Annotated in this window: 16 protein-coding genes; 9 read left to right on the forward strand and 7 right to left on the reverse strand. The window is 74.7% G+C overall.

Going from position 1 to position 19,007, the window contains the following annotated elements; translation table 11 throughout:
• From AB0G56_RS26845 to AB0G56_RS26855, 3 genes are all read right to left on the reverse strand, one after another.
• On the reverse strand, window positions 1-176 hold a 176-nt coding region (locus AB0G56_RS26845), incomplete at its 3' end, for an S-adenosylmethionine synthetase N-terminal domain-containing protein (RefSeq protein WP_360973849.1).
• Between the two features lie 91 nt (window positions 177-267).
• Window positions 268-1,527 carry an MFS transporter gene (locus AB0G56_RS26850; RefSeq protein ID WP_360973581.1) on the reverse strand — a complete coding sequence of 420 codons (1,260 nt, stop codon included), beginning with the start codon at window positions 1,525-1,527 and terminating at the stop codon, window positions 268-270.
• Window positions 1,524-1,730 carry a 4-oxalocrotonate tautomerase family protein gene (locus AB0G56_RS26855; RefSeq protein WP_360973583.1) on the reverse strand — a complete coding sequence of 69 codons (207 nt, stop codon included), beginning with the start codon at window positions 1,728-1,730 and terminating at the stop codon, window positions 1,524-1,526. The genes AB0G56_RS26850 and AB0G56_RS26855 overlap by 4 nt, the downstream gene beginning before the upstream one ends.
• Window positions 1,731-2,365: 635 nt before the next feature.
• On the opposite strand from AB0G56_RS26855, the gene AB0G56_RS26860 reads away from it, so the two are divergent.
• The 9 genes from AB0G56_RS26860 (at window position 2,366) to AB0G56_RS26900 (ending at window position 12,649) form a co-directional block, all read left to right on the forward strand.
• A complete protein-coding gene (locus AB0G56_RS26860) occupies window positions 2,366-3,226 on the forward strand; it encodes a TauD/TfdA family dioxygenase (RefSeq protein ID WP_360973585.1) in 861 nt (286 codons plus the stop codon).
• 2 nt (window positions 3,227-3,228) lie between these two features.
• A complete protein-coding gene (locus AB0G56_RS26865) occupies window positions 3,229-4,020 on the forward strand; it encodes an aldolase/citrate lyase family protein (RefSeq protein ID WP_360973852.1) in 792 nt (263 codons plus the stop codon).
• A gap of 24 nt (window positions 4,021-4,044) precedes the next feature.
• Window positions 4,045-4,986: a cysteine synthase family protein gene (locus tag AB0G56_RS26870; protein ID WP_360973587.1), complete on the forward strand. Its 942-nt coding sequence runs from the start codon at window positions 4,045-4,047 to the stop codon at window positions 4,984-4,986.
• A gap of 30 nt (window positions 4,987-5,016) precedes the next feature.
• Window positions 5,017-6,873 (forward strand): asparagine synthase (glutamine-hydrolyzing), encoded by a 1,857-nt coding sequence (asnB, locus tag AB0G56_RS26875; RefSeq protein WP_360973589.1) that lies wholly within the window; start codon window positions 5,017-5,019, stop codon window positions 6,871-6,873.
• Window positions 6,870-7,931, forward strand: coding sequence for a PrpF domain-containing protein (locus AB0G56_RS26880; RefSeq protein ID WP_360973591.1), 1,062 nt, complete (start codon window positions 6,870-6,872; stop codon window positions 7,929-7,931). Before asnB ends, AB0G56_RS26880 begins: the two co-directional genes overlap by 4 nt.
• Window positions 7,904-9,028 carry an acyl-CoA dehydrogenase family protein gene (locus AB0G56_RS26885; protein ID WP_360973593.1) on the forward strand — a complete coding sequence of 375 codons (1,125 nt, stop codon included), beginning with the start codon at window positions 7,904-7,906 and terminating at the stop codon, window positions 9,026-9,028. The genes AB0G56_RS26880 and AB0G56_RS26885 overlap by 28 nt, the downstream gene beginning before the upstream one ends.
• On the forward strand, window positions 9,016-10,428 hold the full coding sequence (locus AB0G56_RS26890) for a dihydroorotase family protein (RefSeq protein WP_360973595.1): 1,413 nt from the start codon (window positions 9,016-9,018) through the stop codon (window positions 10,426-10,428). Before AB0G56_RS26885 ends, AB0G56_RS26890 begins: the two co-directional genes overlap by 13 nt.
• A gap of 1 nt (window position 10,429) precedes the next feature.
• Window positions 10,430-12,250, forward strand: coding sequence for an NAD(P)H-dependent oxidoreductase (locus AB0G56_RS26895; RefSeq protein WP_360973597.1), 1,821 nt, complete (start codon window positions 10,430-10,432; stop codon window positions 12,248-12,250).
• 63 nt (window positions 12,251-12,313) lie between these two features.
• A complete protein-coding gene (locus AB0G56_RS26900) occupies window positions 12,314-12,649 on the forward strand; it encodes a hypothetical protein (protein WP_360973599.1) in 336 nt (111 codons plus the stop codon).
• Window positions 12,650-13,350: 701 nt separating this feature from the next.
• On the opposite strand, the gene AB0G56_RS26905 is transcribed toward AB0G56_RS26900, so the two are convergent.
• Genes AB0G56_RS26905 through AB0G56_RS26920 form a run of 4 tightly spaced genes read right to left on the reverse strand, consistent with a single transcriptional unit; the run spans window position 13,351 to window position 18,324 of the window.
• Window positions 13,351-14,724: a fatty acid--CoA ligase family protein gene (locus AB0G56_RS26905; protein ID WP_360973601.1), complete on the reverse strand. Its 1,374-nt coding sequence runs from the start codon at window positions 14,722-14,724 to the stop codon at window positions 13,351-13,353.
• Window positions 14,721-16,424, reverse strand: coding sequence for a thiamine pyrophosphate-binding protein (locus AB0G56_RS26910; protein ID WP_360973603.1), 1,704 nt, complete (start codon window positions 16,422-16,424; stop codon window positions 14,721-14,723). Before AB0G56_RS26910 ends, AB0G56_RS26905 begins: the two co-directional genes overlap by 4 nt.
• Entirely contained in the window at window positions 16,421-17,056 is a 636-nt protein-coding gene (locus AB0G56_RS26915) for a hypothetical protein (protein ID WP_360973605.1), read from the reverse strand. The genes AB0G56_RS26910 and AB0G56_RS26915 overlap by 4 nt, the downstream gene beginning before the upstream one ends.
• Window positions 17,053-18,324 carry an aldehyde dehydrogenase family protein gene (locus AB0G56_RS26920; protein WP_360973607.1) on the reverse strand — a complete coding sequence of 424 codons (1,272 nt, stop codon included), beginning with the start codon at window positions 18,322-18,324 and terminating at the stop codon, window positions 17,053-17,055. Before AB0G56_RS26920 ends, AB0G56_RS26915 begins: the two co-directional genes overlap by 4 nt.
• Between the last annotated feature and the right edge of the window lie 683 nt (window positions 18,325-19,007).

Genomic DNA, 19,007 nt, shown 5'->3' on the forward strand with positions numbered 1-19,007 from the left:
GTGGTGACCTCGCCGGCCACGTGCACCAGGCCGGTGGTGATCAGCGTCTCGACGGCGACCCGCGAGGACGGGTCCTCCCGCAGAAGCGCGTCGAGGATGGTGTCGCTGATCTGGTCGGCGATCTTGTCGGGATGGCCCTCGGTGACCGACTCCGAGGTGAACAGCCGTTTCGTCATGACCCGCATCAGAGCGGTGGGCGGTACCGGCCGGCAACCGGACCTGGTCGAGTCACCGGCGGTATCCCGGACGGGAGGACGCTTGGGCATGTCAGACCGCGGTCGGGACCTTCTCCTCGGCCTCGCGGGAGTCGCGCACCGCCACGATCGACCGGTACAGCAGCATCGCGGCGCAGCCGGCCGTCCCGTACAGCAGGCTCATGCCGAGGGCAGGGACGAAGGCGCCGAGGGTGACGCAGAGGGCAGCGACGAGCAGCCCGATCCGGGCGTTGAGCGCGTAGGCCGCCATGTACTTGGTGCGGGCCTCGGCGTCGATGAGGCCGGCCAGGAGCGCCTGGCGTACCGGGACGCTGGCGATCTCCCCGAAGGTGAGCAGGACGGCCGCGCCGATGAGCACCCAGCCGGCGTCGCTGACGGCCCACACCATGTAGCCGACGGTGAAGACGCCGATGCCGCCGTAGAGCCGGACCCGTTCGGGCACCCGCGCCAGCATCGTCTTGGCGAACAGGACGAGGGCGACGACCAGGGCGGCGTTGACGGCCCGCAGGACGCCGAGGACGGCGACGCCGTCGATGTCCAGTCGCCGGCCGGCGACCGCGAGGAGAGTCTGGCGGGGGAACTCGCGGGACAGGCGTACGGCGATGTAGTAGCCGATCTGCATCTCGACTGCGGCGATCAGGGCGGCCGCGGCCAGTTGGCGCAGGAAGACCCGGTCGCGGGCCACGGTGAGGTAGCCGCGCAGCATGGCGGCCGGACCGGCCGCCGCCCTGCCGGTCCGCGGGGCGGTCTCGCTGATCCACCGCCACATCACCGACGTGGTCAGCAGGCACAGCGCGGCGGCACCGGTCAGCAGCTGGAGGAAGTGGCCGTCGTAGAGGAAGCCGCCGAGCAGGGCGCCCACGGTGAACGCCAGGTTGATCGACCAGTAGTTGATCGTGTAGACGAGCTGGCGGTTGTCGGGGGTGGAGACGTCGACCATCATCGCGTCGGCCGCCGGGGTGGCCAGCTGCGAGCAGCACGTGTTGAGCAGGAACAGGCCGAACGTGGCGGGTCCGGAGGTCCACCACGGCGAGTTGGCGACGGCGAGGAGGCCGAAGGTGAGGGTGGCGCCGAGTTCGCCGGCCACCATCACGGGGCGCCGGCCGTGAACGTCGGCGAGGTGCCCGCCCAGGAAGTTCGCCGCGATGCCCGCTCCTGCCACGCAGACGGTGAGGACACCGGCGACGGCGGGGCCGTAGAGGGCCGCCAGATGGATGACGAGCAGCGGCATCAGCATGACCGACAGCAGCCGCTGGACGAAGCCGACCGCGATCCGCAGACGGATGTTGGGGTGCAGGGAGCGCAAGGTCATCGCGGGCCTCGCCAGGAGCGAGGTTCGTCAGCGAGGTGACCGCCCTTGCCCCAGTGGTCCGGCTCCACGTCCCGCACGATGACGGTGACGGTGTCGTCCGGGCAGCCGGACACCCGCGTGACGACGTCGGTGATGCCCGCGACCAACTCCTTTCGTGCTCGCCGGTCGTTGCCCTGCCACCAGTTGACGGTGATCACTGGCATGTCAGCGGTCCTTTGCTCCGGAGGACGATTCAAGGGCGCGGCGGCTAGGGCCTGTCCGGCGGATCAAGTCGCAGGTGACCGACGGCGGCTGATCGACGCAGGTGAGCGGGCTCTGGTGCGTCCATATGCAAGGCGGAGGAGGGCGTCGATGCGGAGCATCGGCAACCGACGACAACGCCGCAGATGGGCGTGCCGGACCCCGCGTCTGCGGCATGATCCGCCGGACAGGCCTAGACCCTGTCGTCGAATTCCCGTCTGCCCCGCGACGCCATGCCCGCTCCCCCAAGCTCTTCGAGCCGGGGCCCCCAGAGCACGCATCTGACGCCGCGAGGCCCGCCCTCCGGGCGGACGACGGGAATTTCACGACAGGACCCAGAGAATCGCCGTGGCGGCCCGACGCTGACAAGCCAATTCGGCAGACGGAATACGACTTGAACAACTCGGCTCTTCTCCGCGGAGTTTCCGGACTTCCTGGGCGGCGAGTTGGTGAAGTCGTCGTTCCTTTCCGGCATCCGTTGCCGCCGGATTGAGCCACGTGTTGTGATCGGAAACCGGAAAGGACATGCGGTGCCGCGCCCGCCTGTCCCCGGCCGGCACGACCGCGCGAGTCTCTGACATATTCGGAGGGAATGCTGGTGTCCCTGTTCGACATACGCCGGATCGGCGGCAAGATCGGCGCGGAGGTCACAGGCGTCGACTTGTCCACCGAGCTGTCGGATTCCGTCTTCCGCCAGATTCACGAGGCGTTCCTGGAGTACAAGGTCCTCTTCTTCCGGGACCAGGACATATCCGACGAGGACCAGCTGGCCTTCGCCGCCCGTTTCGGGCCGCTCACCCAGCCGCACCCGATGATGCGCACCGTCGAGGGCACCCCGCACGTTGTCCCCGTCGACGGCGAGGACCAGCGGGCCGACCACTGGCACACCGACATCAGCTTCACCACCGCCCCGTCGCTGGGTACGACCCTGCGCAGCGTGGTGCTGCCCCCGTACGGCGGGGACACGCTGGTCGCGAACGCGGCCGCCGGGTACAAGGACCTGCCGGCCGAACTGCGCGCAGTCGCGGACCGGTTGTGGGCGGTGCACACCAACCACGCCGAGCAGCCGCGGCTGGGCACCGAGCGCGGCGACAGGGTCCGCGAGGCGTTCCTGGCCCGCCGGTTCGAGACCGCGCACCCGGTGGTGCGCCTGCACCCGGAATCCGGTGAGCCGAGCCTGTTCCTCGGCGGTTTCGCGCAGTGGCTGCTCGGTGTGGAGCCGCGCGAGTCGCGGCCGATCCTCGACGTGCTCCAGGGCTATGTGCGGCGGCCGGAGAACACGGCGCGCTGGCGCTGGAGCCCCGGTGACGTGCTGATCTTCGACAACCGCAGCACGCAGCACTTCGCGGTCAACGACTACGGGCGGCACCAGCGGGTGCTGCACCGGGTGTCCATCGACGGCGACGTGCCGTACGGCCTCGACGGCAAGCAGAGCTACGCACTCAAGGAAGGGGAATGAGCATGACGTCCGTCTCCCACCCGGATCCGGGGTTCGCGGCGCGGCTGCGCCGACGGGAGCCCCTGGTCGGCTACTGGATGTCCCTGGACAGCCCGGTCGCGACCGAGCGGATCGCCGGGCTCGGCTACGACTATGTCGGTGTGGACGGCCAGCACGGGGTCGTCCACCAGCCCGGATGGCAGGCCGCGATGCTGGCCGTGGACGCCCGGGGCCGGTCCGCCGGGCTGATCCGGGTGCCGTCGGCGGACCCGGTCGCCATCGGTGCCGCGCTCGACGCCGGGGCGCAGGGCGTCATCGTCCCGATGGTGGAGAACGCCGAGGAGGCGCGCCGTTCGGTGCGGGCTTGCCGGCACCATCCGGCGGGGACCCGCAGTCTGGCCGGTCCGGTCCGGGCGGAGCTGCGGCTGGGGTCCGCGCCGGCGGAGATCGACGACCGCGTCGTGTGCGTCGTGATGATCGAGACCGCGAACGCGGTGGACGATCTGGAGGCCATCTGCGCCACCGAGGGGCTCGACGCGGTGTACGTGGGGCCCGCCGATCTGTCGGCCGCGCTCGGCGCGCGCTGGTTCGGCGACCCGGCCACCGCGGACGCGTTGGAGGCGGCGCTGCGGCGGATCACGGAGACCGCGCACCGGCACGGCATCGCCTGCGGCATCCATGTGCCGGACGGCGAAGGCGCCGCCAAGCGGCTGGCCGAGGGATTCACCTTCGCCACGGTCTCCAGCGACATCACCCATCTGCAGCAGGCCGCCACGGCGCACCTGCGGGCGGCGCGCGGCTTTCCCGCCGCCTGAACACCACCGGACCGGGGGGGGACAGTGAGGACAGACACGCGCCACACCGCGGCCGGACCGGCCCGGTCCGTGGAGGAACTGGTCGGGCGCACACCGCTGCTGCAGATCCCGCTGCCGGGGATGGCCGGCTCGGCGCGCTTGCTCGCGAAGCTGGAGATGGCCAACCCGCTGGCCAGTGTGAAGGACCGGGCGGCGCTGTACATGATGCGGGCCGCCGAGGAGGCGGGGCTGCTGCCGGCGAGCGGGGGCACCGTCATCGAGTGCTCCTCCGGCAGCACCGGCATCTCGCTGGCCGCGCTGTGCGCTCGCCGCGGTCACCGGTGCGTCATCGTCATGCCGGACAACGCCTCGGAGGAACGCCGGCTGATCCTGCGCCGGCTGGGCGCCGAGGTGCACCTCGTGCCGCACCGGGACGGGCTGCAGGCCGCCTGGAGGTACGCGGAGGAGCTGCAGCGAGGTGTGCCGGGCTCGTGGATGCCGCACCAGGACCGCAATCCCGCCAACGTGCGGGCGCACTACGAGACGACGGGCCCGGAGATCTGGGAGGCCACCCGGGGCCGGATCGACGTGCTGGTGTGCGGGGTGGGCACCGGCGGAACGCTGACGGGCACCGCCCGCTATCTGAAAGAGCGCACCTCGCTGCACGTGGTGGCGGTGGAGCCGGCCCGCAGCGCCGTGCTGTCGGGGGGCGAGGCCGGCCCGCACGGCATCCCCGGCATCGGCGCCGGCTACGTCTCCCCGATCACCGATCTCACGCTGGTGGACGAGGTGGTGGCCGTCCCCGACGACGCGGCCTCGGCCACCGCCGAGGAGGTGACCCGCCTGACCGGCCTGCCGGTCGGTATCTCCTCGGGGGCTGCCGCCTGGGCGAGCCGTGCCGTGGCAGCCCAGCCCGGCTGGGCGGGCGCCACGGTCGTCACCGTGTTCCCCGACAGCGGGGAGCGCTATCTGTCGACGGCCCGCTGATCTGCCGTCCTCACGGAAAGACAGACACAGATGTGCCGGATCTTCGGTTACTTCAACGCGGCGGTGACACCGCACGCGATGCGGACCGTCGCCGCCCTGCAGCGGCACGGCGGCCCGGACGCGACGGGTGTCGTGCGGGGCGCGGGCGCCGACTGGGGCCTGGGCAACAACCGGCTGGCGGTCGTCGGCCTGGACGGCGGAGAGCAGCCGTACGGGCGGGGCGGGCCGGTGCAGGTGGTGTTCAACGGTGAGATCTACAACCACGAAGAGCTGCGCCGCCGCCTGGAGACGCTCGGCCACGTGGTGCCCGACCGCTGTGACGGATCGGTGCTGCCCGCGCTGTACGCGCAGTACGGCGAGGACTTCACCGAACACCTCGACGGCATGTACGCGCTGGCGGTGCTGGACACGCGCGGCTCGGTGCCGCGGCTGCTGCTGGCCACCGACCACATCGGGATGAAGCCGCTGTACCTCCGGTGGGACGCGGCGCAGCGGTCGCTGTTCTTCTCCTCGGAACTGCCCGCGCTGCTGGGGTTCGGCGGGGCGGGCGCCCGGGTGCGGGAGTCCGCGCTGGAGGCCTTCCTCGCGACCCGTACGCCGTTCGGCACGCGGACGATGTACGAGGACGTGGAGGTGCTGGAGCCCGGCACCACATGGGTGTGCGAGCTGGGCGGCGTTCCGCGGGTGCGGCGGCGCGCCCCGCAGGTGCCGGTGGCGGCAAAGGGGCCGGCCGGTGACGGGTTCACGGTGGCCCGGCAGGTGCGGCGCACCCTGCGCCACGAGGTGGGCCGGCTGCTGCAGGCGGACGTGCCTGTCGCCGTGGTCACCTCCGGTGGTCTGGACTCCTCCCTCGTGACGGCACTGGCGGCTGAGTACGGGCTGCAGCACACGTTCACCATCGCCTACCGGGGCACCTGGCCCTCCGACGAGCGGCACTTCGCCCGCGAGGTGAGCGACCGTGCCCGTACGGTCCACCACGAGGTGCTGGTGGACCCGGCCGGGTTTCCCGCGCTGCTGGAGGAGACCGTCTGGCATCTGGGCCAGCCCAACGCGGATCCGATCGCGCTGAGCACGTACGCGTTGTTCCGGGCGATCCGGGAGGCCGGGTTCACGGTCGCGCTCACCGGGGACGGCGCCGACGAGGTGTTCGGCGGGTACGAACGGATGCGGCTGGCGGCACAGCGGGCGGCGGCCGGCGCCGACTGGGCGTCCGGCTATCTGGACGCGCTGTCCGCGGTGCCGGCCGCGCTGCGGGCCCGCCTGTACACCGACGCCTACCGGGCCCATGTGGCCGCCGACCCGGCGCTGCCCGCGACGGCCCGGGAGGACCTGCTGCACGGCCCCGGCACCGTCTTGGACCGGATCACCCGGTTCGAGCTGGAACAGCGGCTGCCCGCCTACCATCTGCGCCGCGTCGACCACCTCAGCATGGCCTCCGCGGTGGAGGCCCGGCTGCCGTTCTGCCAGCGGTCGGTCCTCGCCCTCGGCCGGCCGCTTCCCGACCACCGGCGCATCCAGGGCGGCCAGGTGAAGCGGACGCTGTACGCGGCGGCGGCCGGGCTGCTGCCCGACACGGTGCTGTCCCGGCCGAAGCAGCCGTTCACCCTGCCGGTGACGGCGATGCTGCGGCCGGGCACCCCGCTGTGGGAGTACGCGCGGGACCTGCTGGCGCCGGGCCGGACCGCGACAGCGGGGCGGCTGGAGAGCCGGGCGGTGGACGCCCTGTTCGCCGTGCAGGCCGAACGCCCTGACGACACGGCCTCGCTCGCGCTGTGGGCGCTGCTGGTGCACGAGGTGTGGGACGAGCAGTTCCGGCGCTCCCTGCGCGATCCCGGTACGGCCGGGACGGTGCCGGGGAGCACGGCCGCGCTGGCGGTGGCGGCGTGATCGGGCATCTGGCGTACGCGGCCGGTGCTCCCTGCCCCACCTTCGTCCTGGACGCGGGCCGGCTGCCGCGCGAGGAGGAGCCGCTGCTGGCCCATCTCGCGCAGGCCCGCCGGTACCTGGCGTCGGCGGGCGGCGCGCACGTGCTGAAGATCGCCCTCATCGAACCGTCCGCGCACCCGATGTTCGACCTGGATCACCGGTTCGTGCAGGCGTTGCCCGGCGCCCCGGACCGGTTCGACCTGCGGGGTTCGTGCGGGCACTCGGTGCTGGCGTCGGTGCTGGCGGCCTCCCGTTCGGGGATGCTGCCGCGGCTGGTGCCGGGCGCCCGGGTCCGGGTACGGGTGCGCAACAACGGAGACAGCGTGGTGTGCGAGGCGGAGCACGTCGAGCGGGACCGGGCCGAGTTCACCGTCACCTTCGTCCAGCCGTCGCCGGTGCCCTTCGCGGACCTGCTGCCGGCCGGCCGGCCGCGCACCGTGCTGGCGGTCGGCCGGGAGTCCGTCGAGGTGTCGCTCGTGGCCAGCGCCAACACCTACGCCTTCGTCGACGCCCGCGCGCTCGGTGTGCACGACCAGGCTGCGCTGTTCCACGCCGGTGGGGAGCTGCTGGAGCGGCTGGAGTCGGTCCGGGGCGCGGCGGCCGACCTGCTGGGCTGGCCCCGGGACGGGGCCTTCCCCAAGATCGCGGCGGTGTTGCCGGGCGCGGACGGCGGTGTCGCCGCCCGGGCCGTGACGGTACCCGGCTGGCACCCCTCGATCGCGCTCACCGGTGCCGTGTGCCTGGGGTCGGCGGTGCGGATCCCGGGCACGGTGCCGTGGCGGATCGCCGGCGGACACGCCACGGGCGACGACGCGGTGGGGATCACGACCACGGGCGGGCGCACGGCGGTCTCGGCGGTCACCACGGCCGCCGGAGCGCCCGGCGGCGAGGGCGCTCTGCTGTGGGCGACCGTCGCGCACAAACACGTCACCTTCCAGGGCTCGTTCGCCCTGACACCCCTTAGTCATCTGCAGTTCGAGGAGGTCGCCCAATGCCTGGCGCTGTCCGTGGCGGCGTGATCGCGCCGCCCGATGCCGAGCCGAGTGCCCGGCTGCCGGAGTCCGCCGCGCGCGGCGGACCGTCCGGTGTGCCGGACCGCGAAGTGCTGGCGGAGCTGCGTGCCGGCGGACTGCTGGGCACGGCGGTCGCGGTCCGGTTCGGCGGAGCGGGCGGGGACGCCGCCGCCGTCAACGACGTCGTGGAGGAGATCGCCGCCGTCAACCCGTCGTTGGCCATCATCGCCTTCCAGCACTTCGCCGTGTCCGCCCGGATCGCCGAGTGGGGCACGCAGGAGCAGCAGCGGCGGTGGCTGCCGCGGCTGGCCGACGGCACCTGGCTGGCCGCGTCGGCGTGGAGCGAGACGGGCGCGGGCGCGGCGAAGCGGAACCTGGCCAGCCGCGGTGAGCGGCTCGCGGACGGCCGCTGGCGTCTGGACGGCGCGAAGACGTTCACGACCGGCGCCGGGGTCGCCGACCTGTACCTGGTCCTGACGCAGACCGCCCGGCCGTCGGCCGCCGCACAGGGGTACGGCTCGGACGGGCAGACGTTCTTCCTGGTCGAGACCGGCAACCCCGGACTGGTCCCGGACCTGGGCCTGGATCTGGCCGGGATGCGGAACTCGGCGACCGGGCTGCTCGCCCTGGACGGGTGTGTCGTCGCGGACGCCGACCGGCTCGGTCCGGTCGGCGGGGCCGCGTCGGTCATCGCGGGTGTGCGCGAGTCGGGGGCGAGCCTGGGCGCGGTGTCCGTCGGTATCGCGCAGGCCGCGTTCGACCTGGCGGTCCGGCACGCCGAGGGACACGGACTGCTGGAACTGGCCACGGTGCGGCACCGGCTGGTGGACCTGGCGACCCGGCTGGAGGCGGCGCGGGCCGTGGTGGCCCGGGCCGGTGCCCGGACCTCGGCGGATCCGGGACTGACCACGTTGCACAGCAAGCTGCACGCGTCGGTCGCCGCCGAGGAGATCTGCCTCGACGTGGCCCGGATGCTGGGCTCGGCCGGATACCGGGAGGGCTCGGCGATCGACGGGCTGCTCGCCGACGCCCGCGCTGTCGCCTTCATGGGGCCGACGAACGACCTGTGCCGTGATCTGGTGGCGGCGGCATGGACCGGCTGACCCCCGTGCCCGATCTCGTCGTCAGCGGCCGCCGGCTGGTGACGCCGCAGGGCGTACGACCGGGGCACGTGCTGATCAGCGACGGCCGCATCACCGCTGTCACCGCGGCCGGGTCGGTGCCCGCGGCGGCCGGGCGGCTCGACGCCGGCGACCACTACGTGCTGCCGGGGCTCATCGACTCCCATGTGCACTTCCGGACGCCGGGTCTGTCGTACAAGGAGGACTGGGAGCACGGCAGCCGGGCGGCGGTCCGCGGCGGGGTGACCACGGTGATGGACATGCCGAACACGGTGCCGCCCACGCTGGATCCGCAGGCCCTGTCCGACAAGGCCGGCCTGGTGCGGGGCAGTTCACTGACGGACTTCCGCTTCCACATCGGGGTCGACCCGGCGCGCCCGCGGCTGCTGGCGGAACTCGATCCGTCGGTGGCGACCAGCGCCAAGGTGTTCATGGCGGGCCATCACACGGCCCCGACGGTGGTCCGCGACCCGGCGGTGCTGGAGGAGACGTTCGCCGCGGCGGCCGAGGCGGGGCTCCAGCTCGTGCTGCACGCCGAGGACGACGGGCTGTTCGCGCTGCTCGACGAGTGGTGGGGGGAGCCGGACGGGTACCGGGACTACGAGCGGCGCAGGCCGCGCACCGGGGGCATCGTCGCCGTCGCCAAGGTCGTCGAGCTGGTGCGGCGGCACGGCACCCGGGCGCACATCCTGCACCTGTCGAGCGCCGAGGAGGCGGACCTGGTGTGCGCGGCGCAGGCCGCCGGGTATCCGGTCACCTTCGAGGTCACCGGCCACCATCTGTCGTTCACGGACGAGGACACCCGCCGGCTCGGCGCGCGGACGAGGCTGTCGCCGTCGATCCGTTCCCAGGCGGACCAGGACCGGCTGTGGCGGGCGCTGGCGCACGGTCAGCTCGCCACGCTGGGCAGCGACCACGCCCCGCACACCGTGGCGGAGAAGACCCGTTCGGCGGCGGCCTCGCCACCCGGGCTGCCCGGGGTGCAGGAGCTGGCCGTCGCCGTGTGGACGGGGATGCGCCGCAGATGGCCCGCCGAGGACCCGGACGTCGCCGTGTCGCGTCTGGTGCGGCACCTGGCGCAGGCGCCCGCCGAGCTGTTCCGCCTGCCCGGCAAGGGGCGGATCGCGCCGGGCGCCGACGCGGACCTGGTCTTCTTCGCGCCGGACACGCCATGGATGTTCTCGGCGCACGACGTGGAGAGCAAGTGCGGCTGGTCGGCGTACGAGGGCTGGACGTTCACCGGGCGGGTCGAGCGCACCCTGCGGGCGGGCCGCACCGTCTGGGACGGCTCCTCGGGCACCTTCGGCGCGTACGACGGCCGTCTGCTGGCGGCCGACGGACCCGGACCGCGGCCGGTGGCACTCGCCGCCAGGGAGGGATGACATGAGCAGAAGACGGTCGGTGGTGGTGGCGGGCGGCGGTATCGGCGGGCTCGCGGCGGCCGCCGGTATGGCAGCGCGCGGTCTGGACGTGACCGTCCTCGAGCGGGGGGAGCGGATCGGGACCGGTGGCTCCGGGCTGGTGCTCTACCCCAACGGGCTGCGGGCCGCCGACGCCCTGGGCACCCGGATCGGCGCCCGGATCCGGGCCGCCGGCCGTGCCACTCGGCCCGACGAGGTGCGGGTCCTGATGGACGCGCGGGGCACCGTGCTGGCCGAGGAGCCGGTCGGCGCCGCCGGCGCGTTCGCCGCCCCGCAGGTTCCCGTGCTGCGTTCGGCGCTGCACCGGGCCCTGCTGGACGAGGCGCTCACCGAGGGTGCGTCCGTCGTCCTGGCGACCGGCGTCACCGACTACATGCTGCGGGCCGGTCAGGTCGCCGTCGGGCTGTCGGACGGCACCATGGCCACCTGTGACGCGCTCGTCGGTGCCGACGGCATCCACTCGGCGGTGCGGGCCCGGATGCTCGGCGACGGCGCGCCGCAGTACCGGGGTTACACCTCGGTGCGCGGCCGGACGACGGGGTCGGCGCTCGGACAGCGCGGCCATGTCGTGAGCGGTCGCGGCATCCAGCTGTTCGTCGCCCCGGTCGGCGACGACACCCTCTACTGGACCGCGAAGATCACCGCACCCGCCGGGGTGTGGCCCGCCCTGGGCCCGGCCGCGGCCCGGCTGGCCCTGCTGGATGCCCTGGAGGGCTGGTACGAGCCCGTCGTCGACCTGGTGCGTGCCGCCGACCCCGAGGACGTCGTCGTCACCGACATCCACGACCGCGACCCGGCTCCGCGCTGGGTGGACGACCGGGTGGCGCTGCTGGGCGACGCCGCACATCCGATGGTCCCGGCGCTCGGTCAGGGCGCGAACCTGGCTCTGGAGGACGCCGCCGTGCTCGCCGAGGCGCTCGCCTCACCCGCCCCGGTGCCCGAGGCGCTCGCCGGGTACGCCCGTGAGCGCATGGAGAGGGCCGCGTCCGTCGTCCTGGCCTCCCGCCGCCAGGGCGCGCTCGACCAGGGTGCGGACCGGGCGGACGAGGAGCGGCGCAACGCGCACATCAGGTCCGCCGGCCGCAAGGACGCGGACCTCGCCGACGTCGTCGGCTGGCGGCCCCGCCCCCGCCCGGAGGCGGGCGCAGCGGCCGCGACGACCACCATCCGTCCCAAGAAAGGGGCCGCCGTCATGGGGGCACCGCACATCGTCCTGATCAGCGGTTCGCTGCGCCTGGGGTCCACCTGCGACCGGGTGGCAGAGTGGTGCGCCCAGCGGTGCGCCGAACAGGGCGCGTCCGCGCGCGTCTTCAGCGGGGCGGAGGTCGACTTCCCGGCGTACCGGCCCGGGCTGGCCGACCGGCATGCGGCCGTCGCCGGGTTCCTCGGCGAGCTGCGTGCCGCCGACGGCGTGATCCTGGTGTCGCCGACGTACCACGCGACCGTCTCGGGGCTGCTGAAGAACGCCCTGGACTACGTCAACGACATCGGCGGGCCGGTGCCGTACCTGGAGGGCCGGGCGATCGGCACGGTCGCGGTGGGCTCGGCCGCCCAGGGCGCGGTCTCGACGCTGACCACGCTGCGCACCATCGGGCACGCGCTGCGCGGCTGGCCGACGCCGGTGGGTGTGGCCGTGTCGCAGGCGCCTGAGCAGTCCGGCGTGGACGGCGGGGAGAGCGGGCCGGACGCGGCACGGCTGGTGGAGATGGTGTCGCAGGTGGTGTGGCTGGGCGGGGTGCGGGCCGAGGAGGTCGGCACGCCCGTTCTCGGTGCCGTCGCCTGACCGGCTCCGCGCCTCCCTGACCCCCGGGCCGTGTGCAAGGGCACGCGGCGGAAGGAGAGAAGCATGTCTGTGCCGTCCACCGGCCACCAGGTCCTGCGGGCCCCGCTGGGCCCCGTGTGGCGTGACGCCAACATCCGGTCCGGGCCGTCCCTGGACAGCCGGGTGCTGCGGGTGGTCCTGCCCGACGCCGCCGTGGGCCACACCGCCGAGGTCTGGTCCACGGGCGACGAGGTGGTCGAGGACCAGCACCCGGACGGGCTGATCACCAGTTCCGTCTGGTTCCGGCTGTCCGGCGGCGGCTGGTCCAGTGCCGTCAACTTCGAGCCCGTCACGGTGGCCGGCCTGCTGGCGGACGCCGTCGTCGTCGCGCCCCACCAACCCCAGGACACCGCACAGTAGTTCAGAAGATACGGCGCCCTCAGGCGCCCTCAGGCGCGCTGCGTGCTCGGCGGCGCGGCCCGGGCCGGCCAGGGCGAGCACGCCGTCGGGCAGCGCGGCGGCCCTGCGCAGTCCCGGGGCGCCGGGGACCCGTGCCTCACGCAGCAAGCCGGCCGCCGCGACCAGGCCGGGGAAGGCGGAGGCATGCAGCCGGTGGCCGATCGCGCCCTTGTGTGAACTCGTCGGCAGCGGGCCGTGGCCGAGGGCGCCGGTCAGTGCGGCCTCGACCTCGGCCTCGGCGACGGACTCGGATGAGTCGACCACGCAGGCCGCCCCGGACAGCCATGCCGCGGGCCGGGAGGCACCGGCGCGGCAGGCTGGGAGCAGTGTCCCGACGCGCGGGCCCGCGAAGTCGCCGCCGTCCTCGTCCGGTGTTCCGCCGAGCGCGGGTGTTCCGGGAGACGACGACGAGCAGCGGGCCGTCGGCAGTCCGGGCAGACCGGCCGATGCGGGGACCTGGCTACGGCGGCCGAGGCGAGTGCCCCTTGCCCCGTCCGGCCGGGGCGGCGCGGTCGCCGGACGGCACGGCGTCCATCACGCGGTTGCGGAAGTCGCCGTCGGGGCAGCTGTGTTCGCCGAGCGCCCGCTGTCCGCGCAACAGGCCGCGCCAGAAGGCGTCCGTGCGGAAGGGGGCGGCGAGTGCCGGTGGCCGGGCGGGGCGCTCATGCCGCCACCGCCGTCGCGTCCGAGGCCCAGGCGCGCAGCCGCATGCGGTCGTGCTTGCCGCTGGCGGTGCGGGGCAGCGCGGGCACCACGCGGACGGTACGGGGGCGGGCGTGAGGGGGCAGCCGGCGCCGGCAGGCCTCGGCGACCCGGCCGGCGACGGCCGCGTGGTCGGCGTCCGGGCTCTCCACGAACGCCCAGACGGCATCGCCGCGGTCGCCGCGCCGGATGCCGACGACGGCGGCGTCGACGACGCCGTCCGCGGCCCGCACCGCGTCCTCCACGACGGTGGGGGCGACGGTCTCTCCGTGCACCACGAGGACCTCCTTGATCCGGCCGCCGACCGTGAGCCAGCCGTCGGCCGTGACCGTGCCGGTGTCGCCGGTGCGCAGCCAGCCGTCGGCGGTGAACGGACCGCGGTCGAGGGCTCCCGTGGCGGGATCGAGATAGCCCAGCATCAGGCCGGGGCTCGCGATCTCGATCTCCCGGCGCGGTCCGGCGACCCGGGCCCGGACGCCGGCGAGGAGGCGTCCGACGGTGCCGGGCCGCAGGTCGCCCGGGGCGTTGAGGGCGACGTTGGGGCCCGCCTCGCTGAGTCCGTAGCCGTCGTGCAGCGGCGCGCCGGTGGCCGCGAGAAAGTCGTCGTACAGGGCGGGGGTCAGCACGTCGCCGCCGCAGCCGCGGATCCGCAGCCCGGCGAGCAGCCGGGCGGAGCCGGCGTTCCCGGCGGCCTCGGCGGCGAGCATCCGGTACATGGTGGGTACGCCGTCCAGGGAGGTGATGCCCTCGGTGGCGAGCCGGCTCAGGGTGCCGCGCAGGTGGAAGCCCGACTCGGCGTACAGGTGGGCGCCGGTGGTGCGCCACACGCGCAGCACGCTGTGCCCGTAGGCATGCCGCAGCGGCAGGGGGAGCAGCAGCCGGTCGGCCGCAGTGATCCCCATCCGGGCGGCGGTGGCGCGGCCCTGGTGGTCGAGGGCTCCGGCCGGGACGGCGACTGCCTTGGGGTCGCCCGAGCTGCCGGAGGTCCAGAAGACGGCGGCGGTGTCCTCGGGGAGGGCCACGGGGCGGGTCCGGGCGTCGACGACGGGTTCGCCGGTGGCGGTGGCGTGGACGGCGGCGGCCGCGGCGATCCGCCGGGCCGGGGCGGCGCCGTCGAGCAGCAGCGGCGCGCCCGCGGCCTCGGCGGCGAGCGCGGTGACAACGGCGGTGAGCGGGTGGTCGGAGGCGAGCGCGGCGGCCCGGCCGGGGCCGGCTCCGGCCGCGGAGAGGGCGCGCGCGGTGCGGGTGATGAGACGGGCCAGGTGGGCCGGCGGGACGTGCTCCCCGTCGACGGTCAGGCGCGGTGGCCCGGCCGGGCCGGGCCGCGGGGTCATGCGGCGGCTCCTTCGGGCGGGGCGGCGTCGAACACGCGGCGGACGCCCACGGGTACGTCGTAGTCGCGGACCGGGACGGTGATGACGGTGGTGCGGCCCTCGGCGTGGGCCTTGGCCGCGTCCTCGAGGGCGGCGGCGAGTTCGGCGGCGGTGGTGCAGCGGGCGGTGTGGCCGCCGAGGGCGCGGACGGCGGCGTCGGTGTGCGCGGGTGCGGAGAAGCGGGTGAGGGTGTCGGGCGCCCGCTCCTCGGCGCGGACGAAGCGGGGCCAGCCGTAGCCGCGGTTGTCGAGCACGAGGACGGTGAGGCCGAGGTTCAGTTCGGCGGCCGTGGGCAGGGCGGCCAGTCCCATCTCGAAGGCGCCGTCGCCGCAGACGAGGACCGTGCGCCGGGCTGGGTCGGCGAGGGCGGCGCCGACGGCGGCGGGCAGGCCGAAGCCGACCATCGTCTGCTCGCCTGGGGTGATGACGCGGGCGCCGTCGCCGACGGACACCACGGGGTGGTGGTAGCCCCACATGTCGTGCAGGCCGTTCTCCTGGACGAGGGTCGCCTCGCGGGTCACCGACTCCTGCAGCAGCCGCAGCGCGGCGGTGACGGTCAGCTCCGGGCTGTCGGCGGGGGTGTGGCGGGCGCGCATAGCGGCGCGGACGGCGGCGACCTCGGCCCGGCGGGCGGCGCCGTCCGCGGTCGTCGCGGGCACCTCGTCCAGGACGGCGTCGGCGAGCTGGCCCGCCACCACGGCGGCGTCGCCCAGGAGGGCCACCTCGGGTTCCAGCGCGGTGTGGAAGACGGCCGGGTCGACGTCGACGTGCACGAGCGCCTTGTCCTCCAGGCCCGCCCAGCCCATGCGGGCGGTCTCCTCGAGGCGGGAGCCGATGGCGAGGACCACGTCGGCGTCGGCGAGCAGGCCGTCCGCCGGGGGTGTGGTGTAGAGGCCGACCAGGCCGCAGGCGAGCGGGTGTTCCTCGTCGACGAGGCCGCGTCCGGCGGCCGTCGTGAACAGCGGTGCGGCCAGCAGCTCCGCCAGCCGCCGGACGGCGGGGCCGGCGTCGGCGGGCTTGCAGCCACCGCCCGCGACGACGACGGGCAAGCGGGCGCCGGTGAGCAGCCGGGCGGCCCGGCGCACCTCCTCGGCGTCGGCGGCGAACCGCAGTCGGCGTACCGGCGGGGCGGGCCGCCGCTTCGGGGCGGGGGCCCGCAGCACCTCGTCGGCGATCTCCACGAGGACCACGCCGGGGCCGCCGTTGACGGCGAGGTGGACGGCCCGGCGCAGCGCCCAGGTGAGCTGCCGGGGGTCCTCGACGAGGAAGTCCCACTTGGTCAGGGGGCGGGCCATGGCCGCCTGGTCGGTGTGCTGGAAGCCGCCGCGGCCGATGCGGAGGGCGGGCACGCGGGTGGTGACGACGATGACCGGGGCGCCCAGCGAGGAGGCCTCCAGCAGGCCGGTGAGGGCGTTGGCGAAGCTCGGTCCGGAGTTGACGGCTAGGACGGCGGGCCGTCCGGAGACGGCGGCGTGGCCGATGGCGGCGCAGGCGCCGACCCGCTGGTCGCGGACCCCGAGGACGCGGAGCCCGGGTGCGGTGCGGGCCGCGTCCATCAGTCCGGGTTCGTCGGAGGGCAGCCCGACGACGACGTCGCATCCGGCGTCCGCGAGGGTGGCGGCGACGACGTGCCAGGGGTGGGTGTCGAAGGTCGCGCTCACTGCTGCTCCTCGGCGGGGTCGGGGGGACGGGGGCGGAGGCAGGCGCGCAGGAAGGCGCTGCGGTGGCGGGTGACGGGGTCGAGCCCGGCGGCGGGGAGGACGGGCCGGGTGTGCTCGCCGGACGGGAGCCGTGCCGGGGCGCGGCGGACCCGGCCGGCCACGGCCCAGAAGGCGCCCGTGTCGGGGCGGCGCAGGACCTCGCAGAGGTGGACGACGGGGATGCGGCCGGCGGCGACGAGGCCGTGGGCGAGGCGGAGGGCGGTGGTGCCGTTCTCGGTGACGACGCAGCCGGGCCCGCGCCGGCCGGTGAGTTCGGTGAACCGCCGCAGCAGGCTGGACGGTCCGAGGCCGACGGAGTCGGCGGGGCGTGGTCGGGCCGGGTCGTCGCAGTGCGCGGTGAAGGTGCCGGCGCCGTGGACGGTGTGGTCGCCGGTGGCGAGGACCGTGCGCCGGGCTGGGTCGGCGAGGGCGGCGCCGACCGCGTCGACCGCTTCCGGGTCGGCGGCCGGGCGGCGGGTGCCGGTGGCCCGGCCGCGGGCGACGGGCGGGTCCAGGACGACGCGTCGCGGGGCGGCCGGGTGGTGGACGGCGGGGTGTTCCCGGGTGGCAGGGGGGTCGAGGACGGCTTTCACGGGCGGGTCCCGGTGCCGGCCTCGGCGGACAGCAGCAGCGGGCGCCCGGTGGCGGTGCCGTGGCGGTGCACGCTGCCGGACAGGGGGCCGTAGCCGCCGAAGGGGCGGTTGCCGTCCTCCACGTCGAAGGTGACGCGTTCCTCGCAGACCACGCTGGTCGCGACGCGCGTCCGGCCGGCGAGGGCGGGCTCGCCGAAGACGGAGACGTACATGCCGCGCGCGCTCTCCTCGGCGGAGTGCAGCCACCGGGTGATCTGCGCGGGGTCGCTGTACTCCATGGTGAGCACGACCGGGGAGAAGAACTCGGGCGGGTGGAAGGCGTCCTGCCAGGGCAGGTGGAGCAGGGTCGGCTCGACGACCCGGCGGGCGAGGTCGACCCGGCCGCCGCCGACGGTGAACTCGCGGTGGGCGGTGAGGAAGGCGGCCGCCTCCTGCACCGCGTCCGGGTAGACCAGCGGCGCCACCCGGGTGGCGGGGTCGCGGCGGTCGCCGACGCCGACCTCGGCGAGCGCCGCGGTGAGCCGGGGTACGACTTCGCGGACGAGCGAGCGGTGGACGAAGACGATGTCGGTGCACAGGCAGTCCTGGCCCGAGTTGTAGAGCCGGGCGGTGAGGACGGTGCGGCAGACCGCGTCGGTGTCGGCCTCGGGCCCGACGACCAGCGGGTTGGGTCCGGAGCCGAAGGCGAGCAGCAGCGCGTCGCCGGGCAGCTGGGCGGCGACCGTGCGGCCGTTGTCGGGCTGCCCGGCGAAGACGACGGCGTCGGAGCGGGCGCAGTCGGCGAGGAACTGCCGCTGCGAGACGGGTTCCATGAGGACGCGTCCGCCGCCCAGGCCGCTCAGGTGCGGGCCGAGGATCTCGTGCACGGCCATCGCGGCGGGCGCCACCCGGGCCGAGGGCCGGATGCGGACCTCGTCGGTGTAGAGCGAGGGTATGACGCCGAACAGGACGTACGAGTAGAGCAGGTTGTTCGACGGCAGGAACGTCGCGAGCCGGGTGAGCCGTCGCGGCGCATTGCGCAGTACTTCCCACGGGGCGCCGGCGAGCGCGCGCAGCGAACGGAAGAGTTCGTCGTTCGCAGCCTGGGCGGTGGCCACGCGGGTCAGGACGCCGTGCAATTCGTCCCGGTGCCGCAGCAGCGTGTCGACGAACCCACGAACGACCGTGTCCACCGTTGCCGAGGGCGGTCCCGGGGGGTACGCCGGCCGCTCGTCCGGTCCGGTGGTCGCCGATGGCTCGCGCCCTGCCTCGATGACGCTGCCCTGCATGCGCGTACCCCCTCGCACTCGCCCGGATCTCCGGGCTCGATCAGGAAGCGTCTCCCGGTCCGGCGCCGGCGCGCATCTCGGTTCGTGCTCTCTTTCCACGCCCGTGAACCCACTGAGCATTCTCGGAGAACGAGGGCGGCCGAGCGGCCACTAGCATCCACAACTGCACCGGTGAGACGGCACGTGGGACCAAATTCAGCCGTCTGTGCACAAGCCTCGAAAAGAAACCGTGAAGGGAGGGGAACAGCGCTGTGGACACCCGTGAATTCCGTTTCGGCGTATTCCTTTCCACGGTCGTTCTTGATTCGGGAATTCTGCTCGCCCATGGGCCGCTGCAGCAGCGGATCGTGCTGGACGCGGCCTGGGAGCGGCCGGTGCGCACCCAGGCCGAAGCGCCGTTCGGGCAGGAGGCGTTCACCTCGCCGGCGCCGGCCGCCCGCTACGGGCCGCCCCGGCGGTCGTCCACGGCCGCCGCGGCCTTTGGGGCCGGGGAGCCGGTGCGGGTGCTGCTGATCGGCGGCTGTGTCACGCAGTTCACCGAGGAGCCGCTGCACGCGCTCGGCCGCGAACTCGATCTCGACGTGCGCGCCGAGCACGTGTGGCCGGGTCCCTCCGCGGACCTGGCGCGTGCGGTCTGCCGGGCCCGCGGTGAGTGCCCTGGAGGCAGGTGTCACCGGACCGGT

The organism is Streptomyces sp. NPDC021356 (assembly GCF_040641015.1).
GTDB lineage: Bacteria > Actinomycetota > Actinomycetes > Streptomycetales > Streptomycetaceae > Streptomyces.

What these genes read in the sequence shown, in the direction of transcription:
- AB0G56_RS26895 (WP_360973597.1), top strand. Translation starts at nt 10,430, where the DNA reads ATGAGCAGAAGACGGTCGGTGGTGGTGGCGGGCGGCGGTATCGGCGGG.
- AB0G56_RS26865 (WP_360973852.1), top strand. Translation starts at nt 3,229, where the DNA reads ATGACGTCCGTCTCCCACCCGGATCCGGGGTTCGCGGCGCGGCTGCGC.
- AB0G56_RS26900 (WP_360973599.1), top strand. Translation starts at nt 12,314, where the DNA reads ATGTCTGTGCCGTCCACCGGCCACCAGGTCCTGCGGGCCCCGCTGGGC.
- asnB (WP_360973589.1), top strand. Translation starts at nt 5,017, where the DNA reads ATGTGCCGGATCTTCGGTTACTTCAACGCGGCGGTGACACCGCACGCG.
- AB0G56_RS26905 (WP_360973601.1), bottom strand. Translation starts at nt 14,724, where the DNA reads ATGACCCCGCGGCCCGGCCCGGCCGGGCCACCGCGCCTGACCGTCGAC.
- AB0G56_RS26850 (WP_360973581.1), bottom strand. Translation starts at nt 1,527, where the DNA reads ATGACCTTGCGCTCCCTGCACCCCAACATCCGTCTGCGGATCGCGGTC.
- AB0G56_RS26885 (WP_360973593.1), top strand. Translation starts at nt 7,904, where the DNA reads ATGCCTGGCGCTGTCCGTGGCGGCGTGATCGCGCCGCCCGATGCCGAG.
- AB0G56_RS26890 (WP_360973595.1), top strand. Translation starts at nt 9,016, where the DNA reads ATGGACCGGCTGACCCCCGTGCCCGATCTCGTCGTCAGCGGCCGCCGG.
- AB0G56_RS26855 (WP_360973583.1), bottom strand. Translation starts at nt 1,730, where the DNA reads ATGCCAGTGATCACCGTCAACTGGTGGCAGGGCAACGACCGGCGAGCA.
- AB0G56_RS26920 (WP_360973607.1), bottom strand. Translation starts at nt 18,324, where the DNA reads ATGCAGGGCAGCGTCATCGAGGCAGGGCGCGAGCCATCGGCGACCACC.